This window comes from Microlunatus sagamiharensis, assembly GCF_900105785.1.
Lineage (GTDB): Bacteria > Actinomycetota > Actinomycetes > Propionibacteriales > Propionibacteriaceae > Microlunatus > Microlunatus sagamiharensis.
Map to the genome: position 1 here is coordinate 4,086,884 of NZ_LT629799.1, position 21,179 is coordinate 4,108,062.

Below are 21,179 nucleotides of genomic sequence, written 5' to 3' on the forward strand. Positions count from 1 at the left end.
CCTCAGACGCGCTCGCGCAGGTCGAAGGTCGTCGGCGCGGCCGCCTCGCGCGCACGGCTGACGTAGAGCCAGCCGCCCACGCCGGCGAAGACGACGACGAAGAGCGCGGACGGGTAGCCGACCAGGTGCGACCACCGCTCGTAGGTCAGCGGGCTGGTCCGGTGCCGGCCGAGGACCGTCGCGTTGATGATCAGCGCGACCACGAAGGTGACCAGCGCACCCGTCAGGGCCGCCCGCAGCGGACCCTGCCGGTCCCAGGTCTGGGTGATGACCAGCCCCACGAGCCCGCCGAGCAGGGCCCCGGCCAGCAGCGCCGGCCCGAGGCTGATCAGCGACGGCAGCAGCTCGCGGCCGATGAAGGCTCCTCCGCTGGGCAGGCCGACCGGCGCGGTCGCGCCGGCGTGCACGGTCACCCGGCCCGCGACCCAGAAGCCGAGGCGCACGAGCTGGAACACGACCATGGCGGCCAGCGCCGAAGCTGCACCCGTCACGACCCCGGGCAGCACCGCCGTGGGCACCGGGGTGCCGCCGGCGAGCTCGCGCGACGTGGCCGCCGCTCCGTCAGACGGCAACGCGCTCGTCCTCCTCGTGGTGGACGCCGAGCTGCTCGGCGGCGTCGTTGAGCACGCGCTGCACGGCGAGGGTGTCCGACAGCGGCATGACCTCGCTCTCCGTGCGCCCGGCGCGCAGGCAGTCGTTGACCTCGATCAGCTCGTGGCTGTAGCCGACCCCGAGCGGCGGGAGCTCGAACCGCTCCGGCTCGGCCCCCGACCGGCCGAGGGTGAAGGCCTTCGGGTGGTGGAAGCGTGGATGGATCTCGATCCAGCCCTTCGTGCCGTGGATGCGGGCGGAGCCCGGCGTCGCGTGGCGCAGCGACATCAGCAGCGAGGCGGCGCGGCCGTCGTCGTAGCCGAGCAGCAGCCCGGCCTCGACGTCCGCCCCGGTCGGGGCCAGCGAACCGCTGACCGACACCGAGGTCGGGTCGCCGAGGAAGTGCTGGGCGATCGAGACGACGTAGACGCCGAGGTCGAGCATCGCGCCGCCGCCCTGGGCGAGGTCGAAGAGCCGGTCCTTCGGGTCGTACGGGCGGTCGACCCCGAGGTCGGCCTGGACCTGGCGGACCTCGCCGATCGCGCCGTCCGCGACGAGCTCGCGGACCTTCACCAGCACCGGCTGGAAGCGCGTCCACATCGCCTCCATCGCGAAGACCTGCTCGGAGCGGGCGAGGTCGATCACGCGCTGGGCGCCGGGCACGGTGGCGGTGAACGACTTCTCCACCAGCACCGCCTTGCCCGCCGCGATGCAGGCGAGCGCGACGGCCTCGTGCTGCGGGTGCGGCGTCGCGATGTAGATCGCGTCGACCTCGTCGTCGCCGAGGATGCCGCCGTAGCCCCCGTACGCCCGCGCGGCGCCGTGCTTGTCGGCGAAGGCCCGCGCCCGCTGCTCGGAGCGGCTGGCGACCGCCACGAGCTCGGCGTCCTCGACGTGCGCGAAGTCCGGCGCGACCGACTCGGCGATCCGGCCCGGTCCGACGATGCCCCAGCGGATGACGCGGTGCGGGTCCGCGGACGGTGCTGTGCTCACGCTCGCCACTGTAGTGAGGGGCCTTGGACCGCCCTCAGTCGCCGAGGGCCCGGCGGCGCCGGTCGAGCTTCTCCTGCTCCTGCGCGATCCGCTTGCGCTCCTTGTCGCGCTCGGACTCGTTCTTGCCGGCCACGGAGGAGACGACCAGCGGCACGAAGATCAGCCACCAGAAGTGCGGCCAGCCCAACCAGGGCACGAAGGTGATCACCAGCGGGACCACGACCCAGAGCACGCCGGTCAGGCTGTTGAGCGCGGTGGCCCCGGGCGCGCGCGGCTGCATCACCGGGTCCGGGGGCACCGGCGCCGCGGCCGGCCTGCTCGCGCGCTGCCAGGGCGGGGTCGCGTACGCCTGGGTGGCGACGTCCTGCCCGGGCCGCGGCCCGGGGAGGTCGGTGAAGAGCGGGTCGAGGTCGGTCGCGACCTTGGCCTTGAGCGCGGCCTCGATGCGCTCGTCGAACTCCTCGGCGCTCAGCCGCCCCTGGGCCATGTGCTCGCGCAGCAGCTCGGCGGCGCGGTCGCGCTCCGCGTCCCCGATGCGCTGCGGTGTGGGGCCCTGCTCGCTCACGCGCTCAGTGTTTCACCGCAGGGGGCCGTCGGGGACCGGGGGAGGGCCGGGGTCTTGACAGGCAGTCCGGGCGGGGGAGCACCATGGCCCTCGCCCGCCGGTGCCCCCGCCGTCGGCCGACGAGAGGATGGCAGCGTTGCCGCCCACAGCCCCCGCACGTCCCGCCGACCCCCGCGATCGGGGTCGTGCGGGCCGCAGACCCTCCGCGGCCGCCCTCGTCGGCGCCGCAGCCCTCGCGCTCCTGGTCCCGCTGCTGCCGTCCGTGCCCGCCGCCGCGGCCACCCCGACGGTCGCCCTGGTCGGCACGCTGCAGTCCGAGCTCGGGTGCCCCGGTGACTGGCAGCCCGACTGCCCGGCCACCGAGCTCCTGCCCGTCGACGGGCAGCCCGGCCTCTACCGCGCCACCTTCGTCGTGCCCCAGGGCACCTACGCGTACAAGGTCGCGCTGGACGACTCGTGGGACGTCAACTACGGCGCCGGGGGTGCGCCCGGCGGCGGAGACATCCCGCTCAGCGCACCCGGAGGACCGGTGACGTTCACCTACGACGACAGCACCCATCGCGTGACCGACGACGCGCCCGTCGCCGTGGGCTCGGAGTCGGCGGCGCAGTGGCTGCGCAAGGGGACCGTCGCCCTCGACCTGCCCGACGACCGGGCGGGCTGGACCTACCGGCTCTGGTCGGCGCCCGAGGGCGGGCTGACCCGCGACGGCGACGAGATCACCGGCGGCACCTCCACGCCGCTCGAGCTGCGCGGCGAGCTCAGCGCCGGGCTGCGCCGGGCCTACCCGCACCTGGCCGCGTACGAGTCCCTCCGCGTCCCCGCGGCGGTGCAGCGCCGGCTGCCGGCCCTGCTGACCGGCCAGCTGGCGGTGGCCGCGTACGACGCCTCCGGCGCGCTGCAGCTGGTCACCGGCGTGCAGCTGCCCGGCGTGCTCGACGACGTCTACCCCGGTGCGCGCGAGCGCACGCTCGGGCCGACCTGGAAGGGTTCGACCCCACGCGTCTCGGTCTGGGCGCCCACCGCGAAGACGGTCGCGCTCCGCCTGCAGGCGGGCGGCGAGGACGGCGAGCGAACCGTGGCGATGCGCCGCGACGACGACGGCGTCTGGTCGGTCAAGGGGAAGAAGAGCTGGCGCGACGCCCGCTACCGCTTCGAGGTCGAGGTGTACGCGCCGACGACGCAGAAGATCGAGACCAACCTCGTCACCGACCCCTACTCGCTGGGGCTCACCACCGACTCCGAGCGCTCGGTCCTGGTCGACCTGCGCAGCCGCGAGGTCACGCCGTCGGGATGGAAGAACCTGCGCAAGCCCGCCTTCCGCCGCGACGAGACGCCGACGGTCTACGAGCTGCACGTGCGTGACTTCTCGATCAGCGACGAGACCGTCCCGGCCGCGCACCGCGGCACCTACCTGGCCTTCACCGACCGGCGCAGCGACGGGATGACCCACCTGCGCCAGCTCGCGGACGCCGGCATGGGCTACGTCCACCTGCTGCCGGTCAACGACATCGCCTCGATCGAGGAGGACCGCGCGAAGCAGCAGACGCCGGACTGCGACCTGGCCTCGTACGGCCCGGCGAGCGAGGAGCAGCAGGCCTGCGTCACCGCCGTCGCGGGCAAGGACGGCTTCAACTGGGGCTACGACCCGCTGCACTACACCGCGCCCGAGGGCTCGTACTCCACCGACCCCGACGGCACGGCGCGCAACCGCGAGTTCCGTCAGATGGTCGCCGGGCTCAACGGCGCCGGGCAGCGCGTGGTCATGGACGTCGTCTACAACCACACCCCGGCCTCGGGCCAGGACCCGAAGTCGATCCTCGACCGGGTCGTGCCCGGCTACTACCAGCGGCTGAGCGCCACGGGTGCGGTGGAGAACTCGACGTGCTGCGCGAACACCGCGACCGAGCACCCGATGATGGAAAAGCTCATGATCGACTCCGTCGTCACCTGGGCGAAGGAGTACAAGGTCGACGGATTCCGCTTCGACCTCATGGGCCACCAGCCCAAGCAGGCCATGCTCGACCTGCGCCGCGCGCTCGACCGGCTGACGGTGAAGCGCGACGGCGTCGACGGCAAGCGGGTCATCCTGTACGGCGAGGGCTGGAACTTCGGCGAGGTCGCGGACAACGCCCGGTTCGTGCAGGCCACGCAGGCCGAGATGGCCGGCACCGGCATCGGGACCTTCAACGACCGGCTGCGCGACGCCGTCCGCGGCGGCGGGCCCTTCGACGAGGACCCGCGCGTGCAGGGCTTCGCCAGCGGGCTCTACACCGACCCGAACGGTGACACGGTCAACGGCAGCGAGGCCGACCAGCTCGCCGCGCTGCTGCTCGCCCAGGACCGGATCAAGGTCGGGCTGGCGGGCAACCTCAAGGGCTACCGGTTCGTCGACCGCACCGGCGCGCGGGTCCGGGGCGACCAGGTCGACTACAACGGCCAGCCCACCGGCTACACCGACCGGCCCGGGGAGTCGGTGAACTACGTCGAGGCGCACGACAACGAGACGCTGTTCGACGCGCTCACCTACAAGCTCCCGGTTGCGACGTCGATGGACGATCGGATCCGCATGCAGTCGCTCGCGCTCGCGACGACCGCGCTCAGCCAGGGCACGTCCTTCTGGACCGCCGGGGGCGACCAGCTGCGCAGCAAGTCCTTCGACCGCAACAGCTACGACTCCGGCGACTGGTTCAACGTCCTCGACTGGTCCAAGACCGACAACGGCTTCGGCCGGGGGCTGCCTCCGAAGGCGGACAACGAGGCCAAGTGGGACGCCATGCGCCCGCTGCTGGCCGAGGCGGACCTGAAGCCGGGCCGGTCCGACATCGCCGAGGCCAGCCGCCAGGCCGACGCGCTGCTCGAGATCCGCCGCAGCACGCCGCTCTTCGCGCTGCGGACCCGCGCCCAGGTGCAGCAGAAGGTCTCCTTCGGCGCCGGCGGGCCCGACCAGACGCCGGGCGTCATCACGATGCGCATCGACGACACCCGGGGTGCGCGCGTCGACCGGCGCTGGAAGGGCGTGGTGGTGGTCTTCAACGCGAGCCCCGAGACGACGACGCAGCCCGTGGCGGGCGCGGCCGGGAAGCGCTTCGCCCTGCACCCGGTCCAGGCCGGCGGCAGCGACGCGGTCGTGCGGACGGCGGCGTACGACCGGGCCGACGGCACCTTCACGGTGCCGGGGCGGACGGTGGCGGTGTTCGTGCAGCGGTGAGCGGCGGTCGCGCCGGGCGCTGAGCCCGGGCTGAGCGCAGCGGTGGACGACGGGTCCCCCCTCACGCCCGGCGCGGCTAGTGTTTCTGCGCGTGAGAGTGGTGCAGAAGTACGGCGGCTCGTCGGTCGCCGACGCGGAGAGCATCAAGCGCGTCGCCAAGCGGGTCGTGGCCACCAAGCAGCTCGGGCACGACGTCGTGGTCGTCATCTCCGCGATGGGTGACACGACCGACGAGCTGATGGACCTCGCCCTCCAGGTGACCCCGCAGCCGCCGCCACGTGAGCTGGACATGCTGCTGACCGCGGGCGAGCGGATGAGCGCGGCGCTGCTGGCCATGGCCATCGCCGACCAGGGGCTGCACGCGCGGTCGCTGACCGGCTCGCAGGCCGGCATCATCACCACCGGCACGCACGGCAACGCGCGGATCATCGACATCACCCCGGGTCGTATCACCAAGGCGCTCGACGCCGACGACATCGTCATCGTCGCCGGCTTCCAAGGCGTCGCCCAGGACACCAAGGACGTCACCACCCTCGGCCGCGGCGCGTCCGACACGACCGCGGTCGCGCTCGCCGCGTCGCTCGGCGCCGACTACTGCGAGATCTACACCGACGTCGACGGCGTCTACACCGCCGACCCGCGCATCGTGCCGAGCGCGCAGCGCATCCCCGAGATCTCCTACGAGGAGATGCTCGAGATGGCGGCGTGCGGGGCCAAGATCCTGCACCTGCGCTGCGTGGAGTACGCGCGGCGCGAGCGGGTGCCCGTGCAGGTGCGCTCCTCGTTCTCCGACAAGCCCGGCACGTGGGTCCGTGACCCTCAGCCCGTGGACCCCGACGCCCAGCCCGACCCCGAAGGAGCTCCCGTGGAGCAGGCCATCATCTCCGGCGTCGCGCACGACCGCGGCGAGGCCAAGATCACCATCGTCGGCGTGCCCGACAAGATCGGTGAGGCGGCCCGCATCTTCGAGGCCGTCGCCGCGACCGAGATCAACATCGACATGATCGTGCAGAACGTGTCGGCCGTCGCGACCTCGCGCACCGACATCTCCTTCACGCTGCCCAAGACCGACGGCGTCACCGCGATCACCGCGCTGAACGCGCTGCAGGAGGAGGTCGGCTTCACCGACGTCCTCTACGACGACCAGATCGGCAAGGTCTCCGTCGTCGGCGTCGGGATGCGCTCGCACCCCGGCGTCACGGCGAAGTTCTTCTCCGCCCTCGCCGCGGCGAACGTCAACATCGGGATGATCTCCACCTCCGAGATCCGCATCTCCGTCGTCGTCGACCAGGACGACGTCGACCGGGCGGTCGCGGCCGCGCACACCGCCTTCGGCCTCGACGCCACCGAGCAGGCCGTGGTGTACGCGGGGACCGGCCGCTAGGGCGACCTGGGACACCCATGACGGCGCGGTCGGCGACCTCGGTCCTGGCCGCGCTCGTCGTCGCCCTCGGTCTGGTCGCGGGCTGCGGCTCCACGGAACCGCAGGCCCGATCGCCGCTGCCCGCACCGCCGCGGACCGTCTTCTCGCCCGAGCCGAGCGCGGACGGCCCGAGCAGCTCGAGCCCGACAACGCTCGCCGTCCCCTCGCCGAGCCCGAGCGAGGCCGCCACCCCGAGCGCGACGCCCACGCGTACGGCGACGGCTCCGCTGGTCGTGATCGACCCCGGGCACAGCGGCCGCTCGATCCGCAGCACCGACCGGGCGACCGGGCTGCGCGACGTCGACTACCCGAACTACCCCGAGATCTACGAGACGTTCGACGTCAGCACCTGCGTGGCCGCCGGCCTGCGGGCCGACGGCTACCGCGTCACGCTGACCAAGCGCCGGGCCCTCGACAGCGTCAGCCTGGCCGACCGCGCGCGCGTCGCGAACGAGGGTCGCGCGGCCCTGGCGATCAGCGTCCACGACGACCACTCGCAGGGACCGGCCTTCCAGGCGACCTACTCGCAGCGCGGCGTGAAGCACGGTGGCGCGTACCACGCGATGTACCGGGGGACCGGTAGCAAGCGGACCGTCTTCCGCGACGCCGACGTCGCGCGGGCGAGCGAGGAGGCCGCCGCGACCATCGCCCGGGAGCGCACGCGGGCGCAGGGTCGGCCGGTGTCGGTCCGCGAGAACACCTTCACCGGCCGGACGCCGCTCGAGCCGGGCAACCTGGCCCTGGTGCAGCTGCTGGCGAAGGTTCCGTGGGTCTACGACGAGGCCGGCGCGCGCAGCGGGTCGAGCACGACGCGGGCGATGAGCATCGCCACCGAGGAGGCGTACGCGAAGGGCCTCCTGCTCGGCGTCGAGGCCGCGGTGCCGCTCGCCACCGGCCGCGTGGCCCAGCCGAGCGCCGGGGTGAGGCAGCTCCGCAGCTGCCTCGTCACCGCCGCCGAGCCGGGCGACGGCCGCGCCACCCGACCCGCGCGCTACCGTCCGGCAGCGTGACCCCAGCACCCGGCAGGACCGTGCTGCCGCTCGACGGCCACGTGCACAGCGAGTGGTCGTGGGACGCCGTCGCCGGCGACATGGAGGCGACCTGCGCCCGGGCCGTGGAGCTCGGCCTGCCGGCCGTGGCCTTCACCGAGCACGTCGACCACACGCGCTGGCTGGTCTCCGAGGGCCAGCTCGACGAACGCGCCCGGGGCGAGCGCCGCGAGGGCACCTTCGCCCCGGGCCCGCTCGCCGTCGAGAGCTACCTCGCCGCCGTCGAGCGCTGCCGGGAGCGCTTCCCCGGGCTGACGGTCCTCAGCGGCGTCGAGCTCGGCGAGCCGCACTGGCACGCCGACGCGGTCGCGCGCGTCCTGGCCTCCGGCCCCCTCGACCGCGTGCTCGGGTCGCTGCACTCGCTGCCTGAGGGTGCGTACGCCGCCGAGCCCCCCGAGCTCTTCCGGCGCCGGGACGCCGACGCGGTCGTCCACGCCTACCTCGCCGAGCTGGCGGTGATGGTCGCGCAGACGCAGACGTTCGAGGTGCTGGCCCACGTCGACTACCCGCTGCGGCACTGGCCCGCGGCGGCCGGTCCCTTCGAGGTCCACCGCTTCGAGGACGCGTTCCGGCACGCGCTGCGCACCCTCGCGGACAGCGGCCGCGTCCTGGAGGTCAACACCAAGGGCCCGATGCTCCCCGAGGTCGTGCGGTGGTGGCGCGAGGAGGGCGGTCGGGTGGTCACGTTCGGCAGCGACGCGCACGCACCCGCCGGGCTCGGCCTGCGGCTCGCCGAGGCGGTCGCCATGGCCGAGGCCCACGGCTTCCGGCCCGGGCGCCACCCGTACGACCGCTGGACGCTGCCCGGCTGAGGCGCCGGTCGCGGCGCTAGGGTCCGGACGGGAGCCGCGCGCGGGCGCGGCGAGGAGGGTGGACGACGTGGCGGACGACCGGACGGCGGCGCTGATCGAGCGGCTGCGAGCGGTGGACTCGACCTCGCTCGCCGACGCCGGGCCGGCGCTGCGGGTGCTCCCGACCGGGATCGCCGCGCTGCGACCGGGCGCGAGGGTCGTCGGCACCGCGGTCCCGGTCGACTCCCGCGACGACCTCGTGCCGGTCCTCGTGGGGCTGCGCTCCGCCGGCCCGGGCGACGTCCTCGTGGTCAGCGGCTCGGCGGACCTGGCCCTCGCCGGTGAGCTCTTCGCCACCGAGGCGCTGCGGCGGGGGCTGGCCGGCATCGTCATCGACGGCCTGTGCCGCGACAGCCGGACGCTGCGCACGATCGACCTGCCCGTCTTCGCGCGCGGGACGAGCCCGCGGGCGTACGGGGCGACCAAGCTGCCGGTGACCGACGCGCCGATCGTCGTGGGCGGCGCCGAGGTGCGCCCGGGCGACCTGGTCCTCGCCGACGACGACGGGGTGGTCGTCGGGTCGCCCGAGGAGGTCCTCGCCGCGATCGAGGGCGCGGAGGGGATCCAGCGGCGCGAGGAGGCGCTCCGTGAGGCGATCGGGCGGGGCGAGTCGATCTTCGACCACCTGAACCTCGACGAGCACCTCGCCGCCCTCCACGAGGGCGGCGACAGCCGCCTGCGCTTCTCGTGAGCCGCACGTGACCCTCCGCCTCGCGCGCCGGATGTCCGGCGTCCGGCCCTCGGCCATCCGCGACCTGCTCCGCTTCGGCGCCGACCCGAGCGTCATCTCCTTCGGCGGCGGCTACCCGGACGCGTCCCTCTTCCCCGTCGACGAGCTCGCCGACGTCTACGCCCGCCTCCTCGTGCCGGAGCGGTCCGCGGCGCTGCAGTACACGACCTCGAACGGGCTGCCGGTGCTGCGCGCCCAGGTCGCCGAGCGGCTCACCCGCGACGGGGCCTCCGTGACCGCCGACGACGTGCTGATCATCCAGGGCGGCCAGCAGGGCCTCGACCTCGCCGCCAAGCTCGTCGTCGACCCGGGCGACGTCGTCGTGACGGAGGACCCGACCTTCCTCGGGGCGCTCATCGCCTTCGCGCCGACCGAGCCGACGTACGCGGCCGTGCGCACCGACGAGCACGGCATGGACACCGACGACCTCCAGCGGGTGCTCGAGGCGAACCCCGGCGCCAAGCTGCTCTACACGGTCCCGGACTTCCAGAACCCGACCGGGGCGACGCTGTCCTTCGAGCGACGGCGCCGCCTGCTCGAGCTCGCGAACGAGCACGACCTGCTCGTCGTGGAGGACACGCCCTACCGCTCGCTGCGCTTCGAGGGCAGCCACCGGCCGACCCTGCTGAGCCTGGACACGGAGGGGCGGGTGCTGCACCTCGGCAGCTTCTCCAAGATCCTGGCGCCGGGCCTGCGGCTCGGCTGGGCCGTGGGCAGCCCCGAGGTGGTCGAGCGGCTCGGGCTGCTCAAGCTGGCCGCGGACACCCAGAACAGCACCCTGAACATGGCCGCGACGTCGGCGTACCTCGAGACGTACGACATCGACGCCCACGTGGCGCGGATGCGTCCGGTCTACCGCCACAAGCGCGACCTGATGCTCGCGACGATGGACGAGACGTTCCCCGACGTGGTCACCCGGACGCGGCCCGAGGGCGGGCTGTTCGTGTGGCTCGGCTTCCCCGAGGGGTTCGACGCGACGGACTTCCTGGGGCGCGTGCTGCTGCCCGAGGCGTCGGTGGCGTACGTGCCGGGGGCGACCTTCTTCCCGGTCACGCAGCAGCCGAACCACGCCCGCGTCAGCTACTCCGGCGTCCCCGACGACCGGCTGGTCGACGGCATCACGCGGATGGGCCGGCTCCTGCACCGCGAGCTCTGACCGCCCCGCCCCTGGATCGCAGGGGGGCGGTCGGAGCCGCGGGACCTACTCCTGCGGCGAGGTGCTCACGGGCGGACGGCGCATGCCAGCACCCGGACGCCCGGCGGTGCCTGCCGCCGCGACGACGCTGCGGCCCACCGCGCTCGCCAGCCGGGTGAGCCACGTCTGCGGCTCGCCCGAGATCTGCGGCGGCATCACCACGACCGGGCAGGGCACGGTGTAGACGAGCCGGTGGGCGAACATCGGCCCGGTCAGGAGCTGCCGCGGCGCGTCGATGACCAGCACGTCGGCGTCGCGCGCCGACTTGGCCAGCACCCGGTAGCGACCGCCCTTGACCAGCCGCAGCTCGACGCCGTGGTCGGGCCCGAGCGTCCGCGCGACGTCGGCCGCGAGCGCCTCCTCGGCCTCGCGCTCCACGTCGGCCTCGTGGGTGATGCGCGTCGCCGGCGTGCCCGCCGGCGTGGCCTGGGGGATGCTCGGGCGCCAGGCGCGGACGGCCACGACCCGGCCGTCGTTGTGGTCCGCCTGGGCCCGCGCCCAGGCGAGCGCGGTCGGGGACCCGGACGTGCCGCTGACCCCGACGACCACGGTGTACGGGCGTCGTACGACGTCCGTCTGCGTCTCCTGCTCCTCGGCGGGCTCGGTCATGTCAGCACCCCTCTCAGACCGGCAGCTTGGTGAGCTGGTTGCCGTTCTCGTCGTACGTGCTGAGCGGCGGGGCGATGTCCTCCAGGGCCTTGCCCTCGGCGTCGACGCCGAACTTGAAGGCCACGAGACCGCCGATCAGCATGATGATCGACGCCCCGACGTAGCCCCAGAACAGCGGGCCGCGGTCGGTCCCCTCGCCGATCAGCGCGCCGAAGATCAGCGGGCCGACGGCGCCGAAGATCTGCGCGATCGAGAAGAAGTAGGAGATCGCCTGCCCGCGCACCTCGAGCGGGAAGATCTCCGAGACCGTCAGGTAGCCGGCCGAGGCGCCCGCGGAGGCGAAGAAGAAGGACAGGCACCACAGGGCGGTGTGGGTGCCCGCGGACAGCAGGTCGGCCTGGAAGAGCAGCGACGAGACGAAGAGCACGGCAGCCGCGATCGAGTACGAGCCGCCGATCATCTTGCGCCGCCCGACCGTGTCGAAGAACCGGCCGAGGATCAGCGGGCCGAGCAGGTTGCCGATGGCGAAGGGGAAGAAGTACAGCGCGGCGCTGGCGGGCGTCTTGCCGTAGAAGTTCTGCAGCACCAGCGACGAGGTGAAGAAGATCGCGTTGTAGAGGAAGGACTGCGTGATCATCAGCGTCAGTCCCAGCACGGTGCGCGTGGGGTAGAGCTCGAGGAACACGTAGCGCAGCTGGCGGAAGGTCACGCCCTCGTGCGCCTTGATCCACCACGCCTGCGACTCGTCGAGGTGCGGCGGCTCCTTGCCGTTCTCGCGGACCGACTGCTCGATCCCGGAGACGATCCGCTCGGCCTCCTCACCCTGGCCGTGGGTGACCAGCCAGCGCGGGCTCTCGGGGATGTGACGGCGCAGGAAGATGATGATCAGGCCCAGGACCGGACCGATGAAGAAGGCGATGCGCCAGCCGATGTTCTCGGCGAAGCGGTCGGTGTCGAGCAGGAACGAGCTGCCGAGGGAGCCGAGCACCGCGCCGGCCCAGTAGGTGCCGTTGATGGCGAGGTCGACGCGGCCGCGGTACTTGCCCGGCATCAGCTCGTCGATCGCGGAGTTGATCGCCGAGTACTCGCCGCCGATCCCGGCACCCGCCACGAAGCGGAAGATCCACAGGAACCACATGTTCGGGGCGAAGCCGGCGATGCCGGAGCCGAGCAGGTAGACGGCGAGGGTGATGATGAAGAGCTTCTTGCGTCCGAGCTTGTCGGTCAGCCGCCCGAAGAAGAGCGCCCCGACCACCTGCCCGATCAGGTAGACCGTCGCCGTCGCACCGACCTCGGTGCTGTTCATGTCGAGGTCCTTGGCGTAGCCCGCAGCGGCCACGATCTGGATCTCCAGCCCGTCGAGGATCCACGCCGTCCCCAGGCCGAAGATGACCATCCAGTGGAACCGTGACCACGGCATCTTGTCCATGCGGACCGGCACGAGGCTCTTGACCGGTCGTTCCTCCACCGACGTCGTCATCGTCGTCTCCTTCGCGTCAGCCGTCGACGTGCGCGCCTGATCGCCCGCGTCGGGATGGGAAGTTACTCGTCCTAACGGGGGCGCGGCTGCGGGGGTCCTCCGCGTCGCGGCCGAGCAGCAGGTGCAGGCTCTGACCACGGCGCGGACGGTCTCCGAGGGAGGGGCGCACGATGGAACGGGTGGCGCGACGGCTGGTCTGCCTCGTCCGCGGGCACGGGTGGCAGGTCGTGCACGACCGGGAGACCCAGGGGACCCGGGAGACGTGCCGGCGGTGCGGGAAGCGGCGGTCCACCTTCCCCGGTGGGGACGGCGGGACCCGCCAGCGCGAGCGGGGCGGGGGCACGGACGTCCGCGGCCCGATCGGTGGCTGGGACGTTTGAGGGCCGTCGTCCTCCAGGTACGACGAGAGGCCGCCGGCGCCTGCGCGCCGACGACTTCCGGTCCTGCTCACGGTCGGGGTGACAGGATTTGAACCTGCGACCTCTTCGTCCCGAACGAAGCGCGCTACCAAGCTGCGCCACACCCCGTGGGCCCCTGCGGGCCTCGCAGAGTCTAGCCCATCACGCCGGTCGTCCGGACCCGTCGTCCGCGGGCCTGGACGTCAGCGTCAGCAGCGTCGCCTCCGGCGGGCAGGCGAACCGCACCGCGGAGTACGGGGACGTGCCCAGCCCGGCGGAGACGTGCATCCAGGCGGTGCGGCCGCCGGCCGTGTTCTGCGACAGGCCCTTGACCCTCGCGGTGTCGAGGTCGCAGTTCGTCACCAGCGCGCCGTAGCCGGGGATCGCCACCTGCCCGCCGTGCGTGTGCCCGGCCAGCACGAGGTCGAGGCCGTCGGCGGTCATCGCATCGATGACCCGTCGGTAGGGCGCGTGCGTCACGCCGATCGCCACGTCGACCTCGTCGCGGTCCACCGGCCCGGCGACCTCGGCGTAGTGGTCGCGGCGCAGGTGCGCGTCGTCCGTACCGCGGAACCCCAGCCGCACGCCCTGCACCTCGATCGTGGTGGTGGTGTGGGTGAGGTCGGTCCAGCCGCGGCGCGAGAACGCCTCGCCGAGGTCGACCCAGGGGAGCGCGCGGGCGGGCTCGGGGTCCTTCGCATGGGCACCCCGGTGGGTGAGGTAGCGCAGCGGGCTCTTGAGCACCGGCGCCGAGTAGTCGTTGGAGCCCCAGACGTAGACGCCGGGCACGTCGAGCAGCCGGCCCAGGCTCTGCAGGACGAAGGGCACCGCGTCGGGGTGCGCGAGGTTGTCGCCGGTATCGACGACCAGGTCGGGCTCGAGGCCCGACAGCTCGCTGAGCCAGCGCTGGCGCCGGGTGCGCGTCGGCGTCATGTGGATGTCGGAGACGTGCAGGACGCGGATGTCGCGCGCCCCCGGCGGCAGCACGGGCACGGAGAACCGGCGCAGGCGGTAGGCGTCGACCTCGTACAGGCCGGCGTACGCGAGCGTCCCGGCCCCGACCAGCCCGGCGACGCCCAGGCCCTGCAGCCCGCGGCGGGCCCATCGAGGAGGGGTCGGCACGCGCTCAGGCTACAGGTGGCGCCCGGCGGTCGAGCCGCTCCGGACGGGCGCAAACCCGTACGGCGTGCAGGCCGCCTGCTGCCAGACTGGGCCCCATGCCCGACACGACGACCCCGCTCAAGGAGCGCCTCCGCACCGACCTGACCGCCGCCATGCGCAGCCGTGACAAGCTGCGCTCCGGCACCATCCGCATGGTCCTGGCCGCCATCCAGGAGGCCGAGGTCGCCGGCAAGGAGGCTCGCGCGCTGACCGACGAGCAGGTGCTCGACGTCGTCGTGCGCGAGGCGCGCAAGCGGCGCGAGGCGCACGAGGCGTACGCCGCCGCCGACCGCCCCGAGCTCGCCGAGAAGGAGCAGGCCGAGGCCGAGGTGCTCTCCGACTACCTCCCGCAGGCGATGACGCCGGAGGAGATCGCCGCGGTCGTGACCGCGGCGGTCCAGCAGACCGGCGCCGCCGAGCTCGGCATGAAGGGCATGGGCAAGGTCATGGGCGTCGTGACGCCGCAGACCAAGGGCCGTGCCGACGGCGGCGCGGTCGCCGCCGAGGTGCGACGCCAGCTCGCCGGCTGACGCCTGGCCCCGGACGCACGAGAGGCCGGCTCCCCATGCGGGGAGCCGGCCTCTGCCGTACCAGGGGGACGGGTCAGCCGTCGCCCTTCTTCTTGTCGTCCTTCTTCTTGTCCTCGGCCTTCTTCTTCGCGTCGGCCTTCTTCTTGGCCTCCGCGGCGGCCTTGGCCCGGGCGATGGCGGGGTCCTTGCCCTTGCTCACGAGCTTGTAGACCGTGCTGAACTCCGACACCCGGGCACCGGCGCCCGGCGACCAGCCGAGGAAGGTGTACTTCGGCCGGTTGCTGTAGACGTACTGCGTGGAGACGTCGAAGCCGGCCTTCTCGAGCTTCTTCGTCGCCGCCGCGATGCTCAGGTTGCCGACGTAGGGGACCGTGACCTTCTTGCCGGTCTTGATCCGGCTCGCCGGCTCCTCGAACTTCGTGCGCGGGACCGACTTGAAGTACTGCTCCATGACGGGCTTCCAGATGTACTGCCCGGAGTCGCCCGAGCCGGAGCCCTCGAGGTAGCGACCGGTCGAGGGCACCCGGTAGCCGGTGACGCCGTGGCTGCGGAAGCCGGGCTTGCCCTTCATGAACGGCTTCTTCTGGTTGTCGATCGAGATCATCGCGACGCCGGCGATCTCCGGGGTGTAGCCCGCGAACCAGACTGCCTCAGCGCTGTCGATCGTGCCGGTCTTGCCCGCCTGGTCGCGCCCGTCGCGCACGAGGGCCCGGGTGCCGGTGCCCTTGTAGATGACCGACTTGAGGACCTTGTTGACGCCGTCCGCCACGTCCTCGTCCATGACCCGCTTGCAGTTCGCGCTGGGGGCGTCGAGCTGCTTGCCCTTCCGGTCGACGATCTTGGAGACGATGATCGGGCTGCAGTGGATGCCGCCCGAGGCGAAGGTCGCGTACGCCTCGGCCACCGACATCGGCGCCACCTCAGCGGTGCCGAGGGTGAACGACGGCTTGTCCTGGTACTCCTTGACGATGTTGATCGGCTTGGCGCCGAGCTGGTGACCGACCTTGATCCCGGTCTTCTCCGCCATCTTCGTGACACCGCACATGCCGGTGGCCAGCTCGAGCTGGACGAAGTAGGTGTTCACCGACCACTCGGCCGCCTCGGTCATGCCGATGGTCTTGCTGTGGCCGACCGAGTTCTTGACCCGCCACTTGTCGTAGACCTTGCCGCGACCGTCGCAGGTGTCGAAGGTGCGGCCGGTGAAGTCGTAGGGCGACTTGGCGTTGAACTTCTTGCTGATCGGGATGCCCTTCTCCAAGGCTGCGGCCATGGTGAAGGCCTTGAAGGTCGACCCTGCCTGGTAGCCCTGGATGCCGCCCATCTCGCTCGGGGCCGACAGGTTGAAGTAGGTCTGGCCCTTCTTCTTGTCCGAGCCCATGACCGGGCGGCTCTGGGCCGAGGCCACGATCAGGCCGGTGCCGGGCTGGATCATGTTCATGGTCGAGATCAGCGGGTCCTTGGCGCCGACGAAGGCGCTGACCTTCTTCTGCGCCAGGTCCTGCGACTTGGGGTCGATGGCGGTGTAGATCTTCAGCCCACCGCGGTCGAGCATCGTGTTCCGCTCGCGGACGTTGTCGCCGAGGCTGGGGGACTGCTCGAGCGTGCGGCGGACGTAGTCGCACAGGAACGGGTATCGCGTCCCGACGCAGCCCTGGACGATCGACTTGACCGCCTTGGTGTCGAAGCCCTGCTGCTTGGCCTTCTTGATCTCCGCCGGCGTCGCGAGCCCGAGCTCGCCCATCCGGTTGAGCACGACGTCGCGGCGGTCGAGCGCGGCCGCGCGGTTGTTCATCGGGTTGTTGGCGTCGGGGTTCTGCACGAGGCCGGCGAGCATGGCCGCCTGGCCGAGGTTCAGCTTGGAGGCCGAGGTGTTGTAGTAGTGCTTCGCCGCCGCCTCGACCCCGTACGCCCCGTCGCCGTAGTAGGCGATGTTCAGGTAGTTGGAGAGGATCTGGTCCTTGGTGAGGCGCTTCTCCAGCGCGATCGCGTAGCGCAGCTCGCGGACCTTGCGCTCCATCGTCGGCGCCTTGGCGTCCTCGACGCACTTCTTGATCTTGGCGTCCGAGGCGCCCTTGCTCTGGCACGACTCGATCTGGACCATCTTCACGTACTGCTGCGTGATGGACGACCCGCCCTGCGTGCCCACGTCGCTCGTCGAGTTGCGCACCAGCGCGCGCAGGGTGCCCTTGACGTCGAGGGCGCCGTGCTCGTAGTAGCGGTGGTCCTCGATCGCCAGCTGCGCCTGCCGCATGACCGGCGCGATCTTGTTCAGCGCGACCGGGATGCGGTTCTCGTCGTAGAAGTAGGCCAGCACCTTGCCGTCGGCCATGTAGACCGTCGAGCGGGTGGGCGGCGTCGGCGTCGCGAGCTCGGTCGGCAGGCTGTTCAGCTCGTCGGCGGCAGCCTTGCTGCCCATCCCCGCCAGCCCCGCGTACGGGACGAAGAGGCCGGCGACCAGCACGCCCGCGAGCACGCTGACGATGGCGAACATCGTCAGCGAGTAGGCGACGCTCCCGACTCGTTTAGGACTTGGCACCGCTTGAGGGTACGCGAGCAGGGTCCGCGCGGCACAACCCCGCGCGGACGACCCCCGGATCGTTGCACACCCCGCCCGGTCCGCCGCCGGCGGTCTTGCCCCGAAATCCTTCGGAGACCGACCAATCCGCGGGGCAGCGTGCCACCGAAGTCAGGGAAAGATCACGATCTCATCAGTTTCTCAGCGCGAATCCAGAAATGGTGGCGTAACGAATCCGGTGATCGTACGATTCACCAGTCGACCCACCAGGGCCGGGGATAGCCCGGGTCGGCAGCCACAACCAAGGGGAGAATCAGCATGTCTGTCATCACGCACGCCGACTGGACGATCGACGCCAAGTGCCGGGGCATGGAGGACGCCCTGTTTCCTGAGGCGTCGGAGCAGAAGCGGGTCCGCCAGCTCTGCATGGGTTGCCCGGTCCGCATGAACTGCCTCAGCGAGGCCCTCGACAACCGCATCGAGTGGGGTGTGTGGGGCGGCATGACCGAGCGCGAGCGCCGTCAGCTGCTGCGCCAGCGCCCCGACGTCTCCTCCTGGGCCGACCTCCTCATGGGTGGTCAGCGCTCGGTCGAGCGCGCAGCCTGACGCTTCTCGTCCTCGTCCCGGTGCCCGCTTCGGGTGCCGAACGGCTCGACGAGCACGCCGCTTCGCAACCATCCGCCCGGGCGCCGTCTCGTACGGCGTTCCCGTGCGGTCGGTGGTGCCCGGGCTCCCGCCAGACCCATCCACGCTCAGCGGCGTGCTCGTCGAGCCGCCCTTCAGGGTGCGGTTCGGCGTCGGCCAGCCGCGGTCGGGCTGCCCGACGTCCGTGCGCTGCCGCCTGCGGCTTCGGCCCGGAGCCGTCGGGGCGCTGACGCGCGCCAGGTCCTCCGCGCTCGGCTCCGTCAGTTGCTCCCTGCGCTTGTCGAAGGGCCCCCACGCTCAGCCGGCTGGCGACCCCTGAGCGGGACCACGACCCCTGAGCCTGTCGAAGGGCCCTACGGCTCAGCCCGGACCACGACGGCTGAGCTCGCTCGACGCGTGAGGCTCAGTCGTCCTTCTCGGCGAGGAGGGCGCCGACCTGGCGGAGGTCGGCGAGGGCGGTGACGTCGCTGGGGAGCGCCGGCACGCGGGTCTGCGGGACGGTCGGACGTGCCGTCGCGAAGCGGTCGAGCAGGACGGCCTCGGCCTCGGCCACGCGCATCAGGTCGGCGTGGCGGCGCAGGGCCTCGGCCTCGAGCCGGGTCGGGCCGGCCTCCTCGAGGTCCTCGGCGAGGGCCACGGCACGCTCGGCCGAGACGTCGAGCTCGCTGCCGTGGACGCGGTTCACGACCAGGCCCCCGAGCGGCATGCGCTCCTCGGTGAGGCGGTCGACGAAGTACGAGGCCTCCCGCAGCGCGTCGCGCTGGGCGGTCGCGACCACGAGGAACACCGTGTGCTCGGAGCTCAGCCGGGCGAACGTCTCCTCCGCCCGCTGACGGAACCCGCCGAAGATCGCCTCGCACGCGCGCACGAAGGTCTGCACGTCGGTGATGATCTGGCTGCCGAGGATCTTGTTCATCGCGTTCGAGACCAGGGTGAAGCCGACGCCCATCAGGCGTAGCGGTCCCTTGGCCGGCGCGAGCAGCAGGCGGATGAACCGCCCGTCGAGCAGCGAGCTCAGGTGCTCGGGGGCGTCGAGGAAGTCCAGCGCCGAGCGGGCCGGCGGGGTGTCGACGACGATCAGGTCCCAGGCGGGACGCCCGGCCCTCGCGTCCGCGGCGGCCTGCGCGTGGAGCTGGCCGAGCCGCTCCATGGCCATGTACTCCTGCGTCCCCGAGAAGGAGGACGAGAGCGCCTCGTAGAAGGGGTTCGCCAGGATCTGCTCGGCCTTCTCCGGGGTCGAGTGGGTGAGCACGACCTCGTCGAAGGTCCGCTTCATGTCGAGCATCATCGCGTCGAGGCTGCCGCCGGCGGAGTCGTCGACGCCGAGCACCGGGCGGGGGGTGTTGTCGAGCTCGCCGAGGCCCAGCGACTGCGCGAGCCGGCGGGCCGGGTCGATGGTCAGCACGACGACACGACGGCCGGCCTCGGCCGCGCGGACCGCGATCGCCGCGGAGGTCGTCGTCTTGCCGACGCCCCCGGAACCGCAGCAGATCAGGATCTCGATGCTGCGGTCGCCGATCAGGGTGTCGACGTCGAGGAAGGGAGCTGCAGGGGTCGGTCGGGCGCCGTGCGCGCGGCCGGGGGTCTGGGCTCTCACGCTGCCTCCAGGGCGAGCTGGTCGGTGAGCTGCTCGGCGACCGCGAACAGGGACTCGGCATCGATGCCCAGCGGGTCGAAGTCGACCTGGACGAGCGGCAGCCCGAGGCGGAGCAGGCGGTCGTGGCGGACCTGCTGCTCGAGGGTGCGTGACGCCTCGACGGCGAACTCCGCCGCGAGCGCGCGGTTGTGGGTGTCGTCCCAGCCGGGCACCGCGAGGTCGACCGAGCCCGCCGCGACGTCGGCGAGGACCGCCGGCTCGAAGGGGGAGGGGTTGACCATGTTCTCGATGATCGTGCCGACCCGGGTGCCCGAGGGCTGCAGCGCCGCGACGGCCTCCTCGGTCTCGCTCACGGGCATGTCCTCGAGCAGCGTCACCAGGTGAGTGATCGTCGTGCGCGCCCGCAGCAGCGCGGCGACGGAGTCGGCCTGCGCACGGATCGGGCCGACCTTGGCGATGCCGGAGACGGCGTCGTGGATGTTGAGGAACTGCCCGATGCGGCCGGTGGGCGGGGCGTCGAGGACGACGGCGTCGTACGCGGTCGGCAGCCCCTTCTCCCCGCGGCGGACCGCCTCGTAGACCTTGCCGGTGAGCAGCACGTCGCGCAGGCCCGGGGCGATCGAGGTGACGAAGTCGATCACGCCGAAGCGGTCGAGCGCGCGGCCGGCGAGACCCAGGTGGTAGAAGGTCTCGAGGTACTCGCGCAGCGCGTCCTCGGCGTCGATCGACAGCCCGAAGACGGTGCCGCCGGCCGGCGTACGCGTCAGGCGACGCTCCTCGTCGCCCTCCAGCGGCGGGACCCCGAAGAGCTCGGCCAGGCCCTGGCGGCCCTCGACCTCGCAGAGCAGCACCCGGCGCCCGCGGGTCGCGAGCGCGCAGGCCAGCCCTGCGGCGACCGTCGTCTTCCCCGTGCCGCCCTTGCCGCTGACGACGTGCAGCGTGTGGCGCGGCGCCGTCACGCCTCGTCCTGTGCGGGCAGGCCGGTGACCGCGATGCCCGCGTGGGTCTTGTAGCGCCGGTTGACCGCGATGAGGTTGGCGGTGAAGGCCTCGACCGTGCGCGCGAGGCGCAGCCGGCCGGCGTAGACGCCGCGGGCGCCGGGGATCGACTGCGCCAGCTCGATGACCCGGCCCACGACCTCGCGGTCCTCGCCGAGCACCAGGACGTCGCCCGGGATGTCGGTGACGTCCGGGTCGTCGAGCAGCACGGCGCTGACGTGGTGGAAGGCGGCGACGACGGTCGAGCCGGTCAGGATGCGCTGGGCCTCCTGGGCGGCGGACCCGTCGGCGACCTCGATCGGGAACGGTCCCTGCTTGTCGAAGCCGAGCGGGTTGACGCAGTCGACGACGACCTTGCCCTCCAGGGCGCCGGCCAGCGAGGTCAGCAGGTCGGCGTGGCCCTCGTGCGGCACGGCGACGACGACCACGTCGGCGTCGGTGGCGTCGGCGTTCGCGACGCCGGTGACCCGTCCCGCCCCGGCGAGGCCCGCGGCCGTCTCCTGGGCGCGGGCGGCGTCGCGGCTGCCGAGCAGGACCTCGTGGCCCGCCATGGCGAAGCGGCGGCCCAGACCGCGCCCCTGCGGGCCGGTCCCGCCGAGGATCCCGACCTTCACCGGCTCGTCCGGGCGTGCGAGCAG

At 72.5% G+C, this 21,179-nt stretch carries 18 protein-coding genes and 1 tRNA gene; 8 read left to right on the forward strand and 11 right to left on the reverse strand.

Features of this window, described 5'->3' with window-relative positions; genetic code table 11:
* Window positions 1–2: 2 nt before the first annotated feature.
* The 3 genes from BLU42_RS18925 to BLU42_RS18935 are packed head-to-tail and all read right to left on the reverse strand — an operon-like array spanning window position 3 to window position 2,149.
* The gene (locus BLU42_RS18925; RefSeq protein ID WP_091078150.1) at window positions 3–572 is read right to left on the reverse strand and encodes a hypothetical protein; all 570 of its coding nucleotides are present in this window, start codon (window positions 570–572) and stop codon (window positions 3–5) included.
* Complete coding sequence (locus tag BLU42_RS18930; protein ID WP_231918302.1) at window positions 562–1,584, reverse strand: Gfo/Idh/MocA family protein; 1,023 nt, start codon at window positions 1,582–1,584, stop codon at window positions 562–564. Before BLU42_RS18930 ends, BLU42_RS18925 begins: the two co-directional genes overlap by 11 nt.
* Before the next feature lie 34 nt (window positions 1,585–1,618).
* Complete coding sequence (locus BLU42_RS18935) at window positions 1,619–2,149, reverse strand: DUF1707 SHOCT-like domain-containing protein (protein WP_091078154.1); 531 nt, start codon at window positions 2,147–2,149, stop codon at window positions 1,619–1,621.
* A gap of 136 nt (window positions 2,150–2,285) precedes the next feature.
* Between BLU42_RS18935 and pulA the strand changes: the two genes are divergently transcribed.
* The 6 genes from pulA to BLU42_RS18965 all read left to right on the forward strand — a co-directional run bounded on the left by pulA (window position 2,286) and on the right by BLU42_RS18965 (window position 10,569).
* Window positions 2,286–5,360 carry a pullulanase-type alpha-1,6-glucosidase gene (pulA, locus tag BLU42_RS18940; RefSeq protein ID WP_197680518.1) on the forward strand — a complete coding sequence of 1,025 codons (3,075 nt, stop codon included), beginning with the start codon at window positions 2,286–2,288 and terminating at the stop codon, window positions 5,358–5,360.
* A 91-nt stretch (window positions 5,361–5,451) separates the two neighbouring features.
* Entirely contained in the window at window positions 5,452–6,744 is a 1,293-nt protein-coding gene (locus BLU42_RS18945) for an aspartate kinase (protein WP_172825830.1), read from the forward strand.
* 17 nt (window positions 6,745–6,761) lie between these two features.
* On the forward strand, window positions 6,762–7,793 hold the full coding sequence (locus BLU42_RS18950) for an N-acetylmuramoyl-L-alanine amidase (protein ID WP_091078166.1): 1,032 nt from the start codon (window positions 6,762–6,764) through the stop codon (window positions 7,791–7,793).
* Window positions 7,790–8,644: a PHP domain-containing protein gene (locus tag BLU42_RS18955; RefSeq protein ID WP_231918304.1), complete on the forward strand. Its 855-nt coding sequence runs from the start codon at window positions 7,790–7,792 to the stop codon at window positions 8,642–8,644. The genes BLU42_RS18950 and BLU42_RS18955 overlap by 4 nt, the downstream gene beginning before the upstream one ends.
* Before the next feature lie 67 nt (window positions 8,645–8,711).
* Window positions 8,712–9,374, forward strand: coding sequence for an RraA family protein (locus BLU42_RS18960; protein WP_197680519.1), 663 nt, complete (start codon window positions 8,712–8,714; stop codon window positions 9,372–9,374).
* A gap of 7 nt (window positions 9,375–9,381) precedes the next feature.
* Window positions 9,382–10,569 carry an aminotransferase-like domain-containing protein gene (locus BLU42_RS18965; protein ID WP_231918306.1) on the forward strand — a complete coding sequence of 396 codons (1,188 nt, stop codon included), beginning with the start codon at window positions 9,382–9,384 and terminating at the stop codon, window positions 10,567–10,569.
* A 45-nt stretch (window positions 10,570–10,614) separates the two neighbouring features.
* Here BLU42_RS18965 and BLU42_RS18970 read toward each other — a convergent pair whose 3' ends face one another.
* From BLU42_RS18970 to BLU42_RS18990, 4 genes are all read right to left on the reverse strand, one after another.
* Entirely contained in the window at window positions 10,615–11,217 is a 603-nt protein-coding gene (locus BLU42_RS18970) for a universal stress protein (RefSeq protein ID WP_091078170.1), read from the reverse strand.
* Between the two features lie 13 nt (window positions 11,218–11,230).
* On the reverse strand, window positions 11,231–12,697 hold the full coding sequence (locus BLU42_RS18975) for an MFS transporter (RefSeq protein ID WP_091078173.1): 1,467 nt from the start codon (window positions 12,695–12,697) through the stop codon (window positions 11,231–11,233).
* A 453-nt stretch (window positions 12,698–13,150) separates the two neighbouring features.
* Window positions 13,151–13,224: transfer RNA gene (locus BLU42_RS18985), tRNA-Pro, on the reverse strand.
* 33 nt (window positions 13,225–13,257) lie between these two features.
* Window positions 13,258–14,217 carry a metallophosphoesterase gene (locus BLU42_RS18990; protein WP_091078178.1) on the reverse strand — a complete coding sequence of 320 codons (960 nt, stop codon included), beginning with the start codon at window positions 14,215–14,217 and terminating at the stop codon, window positions 13,258–13,260.
* A gap of 95 nt (window positions 14,218–14,312) precedes the next feature.
* Here BLU42_RS18990 and BLU42_RS18995 point away from each other — a divergent pair, with 95 nt between their 5' ends.
* Complete coding sequence (locus BLU42_RS18995) at window positions 14,313–14,786, forward strand: GatB/YqeY domain-containing protein (protein WP_091078180.1); 474 nt, start codon at window positions 14,313–14,315, stop codon at window positions 14,784–14,786.
* Window positions 14,787–14,859: 73 nt separating this feature from the next.
* Here the strand turns inward: BLU42_RS18995 and BLU42_RS19000 are convergent, their stop codons facing one another.
* Window positions 14,860–17,322 carry a transglycosylase domain-containing protein gene (locus BLU42_RS19000; RefSeq protein ID WP_091078184.1) on the reverse strand — a complete coding sequence of 821 codons (2,463 nt, stop codon included), beginning with the start codon at window positions 17,320–17,322 and terminating at the stop codon, window positions 14,860–14,862.
* 297 nt (window positions 17,323–17,619) lie between these two features.
* On the opposite strand from BLU42_RS19000, the gene BLU42_RS19005 reads away from it, so the two are divergent.
* A complete protein-coding gene (locus tag BLU42_RS19005) occupies window positions 17,620–17,907 on the forward strand; it encodes a WhiB family transcriptional regulator (RefSeq protein WP_091078187.1) in 288 nt (95 codons plus the stop codon).
* A gap of 442 nt (window positions 17,908–18,349) precedes the next feature.
* Here the strand turns inward: BLU42_RS19005 and BLU42_RS19010 are convergent, their stop codons facing one another.
* Genes BLU42_RS19010 through npdG form a run of 3 tightly spaced genes read right to left on the reverse strand, consistent with a single transcriptional unit; the run spans window position 18,350 to window position 21,155 of the window.
* Complete coding sequence (locus BLU42_RS19010) at window positions 18,350–19,543, reverse strand: ArsA family ATPase (RefSeq protein WP_091078190.1); 1,194 nt, start codon at window positions 19,541–19,543, stop codon at window positions 18,350–18,352.
* On the reverse strand, window positions 19,540–20,502 hold the full coding sequence (locus tag BLU42_RS19015) for an ArsA family ATPase (protein ID WP_091078193.1): 963 nt from the start codon (window positions 20,500–20,502) through the stop codon (window positions 19,540–19,542). The genes BLU42_RS19010 and BLU42_RS19015 overlap by 4 nt, the downstream gene beginning before the upstream one ends.
* Window positions 20,499–21,155 carry an NADPH-dependent F420 reductase gene (gene npdG, locus BLU42_RS19020; RefSeq protein ID WP_231918308.1) on the reverse strand — a complete coding sequence of 219 codons (657 nt, stop codon included), beginning with the start codon at window positions 21,153–21,155 and terminating at the stop codon, window positions 20,499–20,501. The genes BLU42_RS19015 and npdG overlap by 4 nt, the downstream gene beginning before the upstream one ends.
* Between the last annotated feature and the right edge of the window lie 24 nt (window positions 21,156–21,179).